Here is a 6,063-nt window from a genome sequence, read left to right on the forward strand (position 1 = left end):
TTCTTTTCTTCAAGAAATCGAGAGATCAGCGCATGCGCGAGCCGACCACCGCCGAGAAGGCGTCCCTCACCAGCGGAGCGGCCATGTGGCGAACTGCCGCCGTGCCGGAAGCGGGCATACCTTCGTTCACGATGAGCGATGGCCCGATGGGCATTGCCAGCGGCAAAGTCGACGAGCGGGACATTGCCGCGCTTAGCCCTTGCGCCATGTCCCTCGGTGCGAGCTGGGACGTCGATCTGGCAAGGCGTATCGGCGCCCTTGTCGGAGGCGAAGCGGTCGATCGCGGCATCGACGCGGTACTTGCACCCAACATCAATCTCGCGCGCAGCCCCCTGGCGGGCCGCGCCTTCGAGTACTTCTCGGAAGACCCCTTCCTCGCCGGCGTGCTGGGGGCGGCCTGGATCGGCGGCCTGCAGTCGACCGGCACGGGTTCAATCGCCAAGCATCTGGTGTGCAACGATAGCGAGACGGAACGCGACCGCGTGGACGTACACGTCGATGAACGCACCATGCGCGAAGTTTATCTGCTGCCCTTCGAAATGGCAGCGCAGGCCGGGTGCGCAGGAATGCTTGCTGCGTACAACAAGGTCAATGGCAGCTGGTGCAGTGAACAGCACCATGTCCTGACCACCATCGTCAAGGATGAGTGGCGCTATCAGGGTGTCATCATGAGTGACTGGTTCGGCACGCATTCCACACTCGGCACGATCAATGCCGGTCTCGACCTGGAAATGCCGGGACCGGCGCGTTTCATGGGTGCGCATGTCGGGGAGGCGGTGCAAGCCGGCCAAGTGAGCCTTGAGCGCCTTGACGACGCCGCGCGCCGCGTTGCCGAAACGGCACGCAGGGTGACCGGTCCCAAGAGCATGCCCTATACTGCCGAGCAGGTAAGGGATCTGCTGATCGAGGCATCGGCGGCCGGCTTCGTGCTGCTGAAGAACGAAGGCAAGATGCTCCCGCTCGAGCCAGGCGCGGTCGACCGACTGGCGATCATCGGACCGAATGCCGCTGCTCCCTGCTTCCAGGGAGGGACTTTCGCGAAGATCTCGGTTTCGCCCGACCTTGCAACGCCTGCGCAGGCCATCGCCGCGCTCTACGAGGGCGCCACGCAAGTCGTGTTCGAGCCGGGCGTCGATCCTCAGCCGCGCTTGCCGTCGATGCCGGCAAGGCCGGCGCAGGACATCGGCGACGGCTGCACCGCTGGCATGACGCTCGAATATTTCGCCAGCACCGATTGCAGCGGCGAACCGCTCACGCAAGAAACACGCAACACCAATTCGATCGTCTGGTTCGTGGGGGTCCACGAACAGGGGCCGTTCGATCAGGGCGGTTCGGTTCGGGCTTCCGGCTATTTCACGCCGCAGAAGGACGGAGCGCATGCCTTCTACCTTGGTGCGACCGGCGAAGCGCGGCTGTTCGTCGACGGCGAGCCGGTCCTGGCGACGAGCGAGATCGAAGCCAAGGACGTGATGGGCAAGCTCAAATCGGGCGATGCGACCAGCGCCAGTGTTGAACTCGCCGCGGGCAGGGAAGTGCACGTTGTCATCGAGTTCCATTACCGGCCCGCGCGCGTGCAGGGCCTGTGGTATGGCGTTCGCGGCCCCGATGGACGCGAGGAACTTCTGGCTCGCGCCGAAGCGGCAGCGGCCGAGGCAGACGCGGTATTCCTGTTCGTGGGTGAGACGTCCGACTCGAGCGTCGAGAGCAAGGACCGCGCCGATACGCTGCTCGTATCCGACCAACTTGAACTGATCGAACGCGTCCTGGCAGCCAATCCGCGAACCGCTATTATCGCCAATGTCGGTCATGCCTTCGACACCAGCTGGGACGAGAACGCAGCGGCGCTCATCTCAGCCTGGTACCCGGGCGAGGGTTTCGCCCAGGCGATTGCCGAAGTTCTGTCCGGGCAGCGCGAGCCGGGCGGCCGCATGCCGGTCACGATCGCCGGGGCAGAATCGGATTATTCGGGCATGAACCTGGTTCCCGATGCCGACGGCGTGCTCGAGTATGCCGAGGGGACCCGCTTCGGTTACCGCGCCATCGCCTGCAGTGGCGCAAGGGCGCGACACGCTTTCGGCAGCGGAGAAGGTTATGCCCGCTTTGCCTGGAGTGATGCACGCGTGGAAGGTGACAGCGTGGCCGTCACCCTGCGCAATATCTCGGATCGTGCCGGCAGTGAAGTCGTCCAGGTCTATCGCGACGAACCCGAACCGACGCTTGTGGCCTTTGCAAAATGCGAGATCGCGCCGGGCAGCGAGAGGCGCGTCGTGCTGCCGCTACGCCGGCGCCAGTTCGTGATGTGGCAAGGCAGTGGCTGGGAACCGCTGGGCGATCGCGTGGCCTTGCGCGTCGCGCGCTCGGTTGAAGATCCCGGCATCGCCGTGAGCGTCGATTGGGAGGCGCTCGTTACGGAATAGACGGCTGCCGCAACACAATAACAAGCGCAAAGCTGAGGGAGAGGGATCATCACGTTGGAAACCAAACGCCTGGGCTGGGGTACCCGCCTTTCCTTCATGGCTTGCGCCATGCCGGAGCTCATCAAGAGCTTCGCCTGGGATGCCTTCGTCCTGTTTTTCTACAGTCAGGTCGTAGGGCTTGGCGGCTTCGCCATCGGCGCGGCGCTTGCGGTAATTCTGGTCTTCGACGCTCTGGTCGATCCCTATATCGGCGCCTTGTCAGACCGGATGGACAAGGCTCCTCTCGGTCGCCGTCACACACTCATGGTCGCGGCGGTCCTGCCCTACGCATTCGGCATTGCCATGGTGTTCAATCCGCCGGGCGGCATGTCGCAGTTGCAGATATTCGCCTGGCTGCTTTCGACCGGCCTGCTGGCGCGCGTGGGCATCTCGTTCTGGACCGTTCCCGCCTATGCGATGGGCGGTGAACTGACCCGCGACACGGCCGAACGCAACATCATCTCGGTCATGCGCAACATGGGCAACCAGTTGGCGGTGCTGACGGTTCCTTGGGTCGCATTCGCGGTCTTTTTCGTGCCGTCCGCCGAGTACGCCAAGCCACAACTCAATCCCGAGCCCTATCCTGGCTTCGGCCTTTTCGTCTCATTGCTTGGCGCGGCGCTGATGGTCGTCGGATTGCTCGGTACGCGTGCCCGGATGCGCGAGGTCGAGGCGGAAGACCGCGAACTCGTGCGCGACACCAGCATCGAGACAGTGCCGCAATTGCTGCGCCGGCTCATGGCCGCAATTCGCACGACGCCCAATGTCGGGCGGCTGCTGATGGTGACGCTCCTTGTGCTGTTCACCAATTCGGTTGTGAACCAGTTGACGCTGCATCTTTCGACATATTTCTGGCAGCTCGACCCCGGAGCCACCCAGCGTCTGCTGATTGCGGGCGTGCTCGGCTCGATCACTGCGATGTTCCTAGCGCCAGCCTGGATGAAGCTGGTCGGCACCCGCTTTGCGATGGTGAGCGGGCTCGTCGCCTTCTTCGTGGTACAGGCCGCCGCCGTGCTGCTGCCGCTGCTTGGCCTCTCACCGCCGCCAGCCAGTGTGGCGATCGGCACGTTCGTCTTCATTTTCCGTGTGCTGGGCGGGCTGGCCTACGGTCTTTATGTTGTTCCGTTCAACACGATGTCCTACGATGTCGGGGACGAGCACGAGGCGAACACGGGGCTGCCGCAGCAAGGGCTGGTCGCCAGCTTCATGTTCATCGGTTTGCAGGTCGGCAGCGGCATGGTCGCTCTGCTCGCCGGTTCGTTTCTCGGGATTATCGACTTTCCGGCCGGGCTTCCCGTGGAGCAGGTCCCGCCGGGCAAGGTCGAGGCACTTGCCTGGTTCGTGACGGGACTGATCGTCGTTGCCGGCGGCCTGATGGCATGGCTGGTCGGCCGGTTCGACATTTCCGCGGAGAAGCAGGCGGCCATCCGCGCGAAACTCGCAGAACTGCGCGCCGTGCGCGAGTAATCCCGGGCCTCGGCCAGAACCCGGGATGCCTCTACAATCGGTCAGCTGTAGTCGCTGAATGCGGCGCCCGCGCCGTAGAAACGGACGGTGCCATCGCCATCGGCCGCTTGTATGCCCACGCTCAGTTGCAGCCCGAAGCGCAGCGGTAGGGGCTGTTCCATGGCGATCCGGGTCAATCGCCGCGCTGCCTTGGGATAGTATTCGCGCCATAGCTCGGGCGGGTCGAACGGAACGCTCTCAAAAGGCGGCTCATTGCCGATCTCGGTCAGCGGAATGCGCTCCATCCCGCCATGTTGCAGCACGATCCAGTTGATTTGTGCAGCGTCCATCACTTCCCACATGAGCATCACGGCATCGAGCGCACGCTGGACGCCATTGGCCTCGGTCGGCGTCGGGAGCGGGAAATGGAACCAGACGTTCTTGCCCGCCCTTATGCGGAAGCTGGAGAAGAAACCGCGGTGAAAGCCGTGGCCTTGCGACCAGGGAGCGTCGTCGATCGCAGCGATGTAGTCGCTGCCGCGCTCCTGCAGCACGACCGCGGCGGAGGGCAGCCAGACAGTCGACGTGTTGCGCCGGTTCAGCCCCACCACGGATCCTTGCCCTCCTTCCACTTCATCGAGCAGCCGGCGCTGGGATGGTGGGGTTCTGGAACCGCCTGTCCGGCCAGCACCGCATTCACTGCCCGGCGCATGTCCTCACCGGTCACCGGAAGGTCGGTCCTGAGCGGGGGGAGACCGGGCACCGGCGGGCGGTTTATCTTCGGCCTGCTGGCGTCGAACTGCCCGTTGTAAACAAGCTTGCGCTCCCCGTTGTAGAGGAAGAAGTCGGGCGTGCAGATGGCGCCGTAGGCAAGCGCGACGTCCTGGCTTTCGTCGTGGAGGTAGGGGAAGGGGAGGTCTCTTTCCTGAGCGAAGAGGCGCATGTGCGCATAATCGTCCTCGGGAAATTCGCTTGGATCGTTCGATGAGATCGCCACCACCTGAAGCCCTTTCGGCTCGTATTCGCGGGCGAATGCGGCCAGCTCGTCGATCACATGCAGCACGAAGGGGCAATGGTTGCAGATGAATGCAACCAACAGGGCAGGCTTCTCTACGAATTCAGCCAGAGTTCTGCGGTTACCGAGAGTATCCGGAAGATCGAAATCCGGCGCGGCTTCGCCCTCCGCGACTTGTCGTGACATTCGCAACATAGCAGAACTCTCCCTATAAATATAATTATGATTCTTATAGTAATATCTGCCTCGGCACGCAAGACCACACGCAGCACTTGGCGCAGCGGCGCGCGGCGGCTTTGCGAAGGATAGGGATGGGCTTGAGAAGGTTCCCTACTTCCGCGTGGACGAAGCTTTCGAACGGGTATTCGATACGGTCCTGAAACTTGGCAGCTTCGTCATCGTCTCATGCGGGATCTGAGGCACGAGCTGGACTTGCCGTTCAAACCCAAACGTCTCGCGTGGGCTCGCCGACTGATCGAGAACCTAGGTTAGCGCGGGTCCTACGGTTACCAAAAGACGAGCGGGAAGACGCGTTTTTGCCGACCCGCCATTACCCGGCGCAATGTGCCTGAAGAATGACGAACGCCCATCGTGGCGCACTGGGACGGATGGCCGAAATTCGCCGATCCCCATGATCGCTTCCGGTCGTTGAAATCAGGTCCGAAGGCCCGGAAAGCTGCGGCCATTCATGCCGCCTGCAGCAAACTACAATTCGGCAGTGAGGTAAGCGAGGCACATGTTGCCGAGTTCGGTTTTGAGCTCGTTCCAGTCCTGCTGGTGCACGGCTTCGCCTGTGGATCCGAGGCTGAGTTGCCTTGCGAGTGTGGCGAAGATGATCTGGTAGGCGGCGTTGGCCTTCTTCTGGCAGTCGTTGCCGCTGAACTCGGCGCGATATTCGAGCATGGCCTCGATGCAGATTGCTGCGGCGCGGTTGGCGCTGGCGCGGCCCGGTTCGGAGACGAGGGGGTCGAAGGAGGCGCGCTGCATGCTCAGGCGCAGGAGCGGGGCATGCTTCTTGAGCAGTTCGGCAAAGGCCTCGACGAACCGGGGCACGAAAGTGGTGAGCGAGGTGGCGCCGGCGCGCACCTTCTCGATCATCGCGTCCTCGTCGAGCGCCATCTTGGTCAGGTGGTTGCCGATGACGGC

General features: G+C 63.1%; 4 protein-coding genes and 1 pseudogene. 2 read left to right on the forward strand and 3 right to left on the reverse strand.

Annotation, left to right across the window (positions count from 1 at the left end; genetic code table 11):
• Window positions 1-32: 32 nt before the first annotated feature.
• Together J3474_RS22085 and J3474_RS22090 are read left to right on the forward strand one after the other, a co-directional pair.
• Complete coding sequence (locus J3474_RS22085) at window positions 33-2,417, forward strand: glycoside hydrolase family 3 C-terminal domain-containing protein (RefSeq protein WP_207095654.1); 2,385 nt, start codon at window positions 33-35, stop codon at window positions 2,415-2,417.
• A 54-nt stretch (window positions 2,418-2,471) separates the two neighbouring features.
• Entirely contained in the window at window positions 2,472-3,923 is a 1,452-nt protein-coding gene (locus J3474_RS22090) for an MFS transporter (RefSeq protein WP_242528580.1), read from the forward strand.
• Between the two features lie 41 nt (window positions 3,924-3,964).
• On the opposite strand, the gene J3474_RS22095 is transcribed toward J3474_RS22090, so the two are convergent.
• The 3 genes and pseudogenes from J3474_RS22095 to J3474_RS22105 all read right to left on the reverse strand — a co-directional run.
• Entirely contained in the window at window positions 3,965-4,513 is a 549-nt protein-coding gene (locus tag J3474_RS22095; RefSeq protein ID WP_242528581.1) for a hypothetical protein, read from the reverse strand.
• Window positions 4,501-5,112 carry a thioredoxin family protein gene (locus J3474_RS22100; RefSeq protein WP_207095655.1) on the reverse strand — a complete coding sequence of 204 codons (612 nt, stop codon included), beginning with the start codon at window positions 5,110-5,112 and terminating at the stop codon, window positions 4,501-4,503. Before J3474_RS22100 ends, J3474_RS22095 begins: the two co-directional genes overlap by 13 nt.
• 510 nt (window positions 5,113-5,622) lie before the next feature.
• Window positions 5,623-6,063: pseudogene (locus J3474_RS22105) on the reverse strand (TetR/AcrR family transcriptional regulator); the annotation flags it as partial.

The sequence above is a fragment of the Novosphingobium sp. PY1 genome (assembly GCF_017312445.1).
In the GTDB taxonomy this organism is placed as follows: domain Bacteria; phylum Pseudomonadota; class Alphaproteobacteria; order Sphingomonadales; family Sphingomonadaceae; genus Novosphingobium.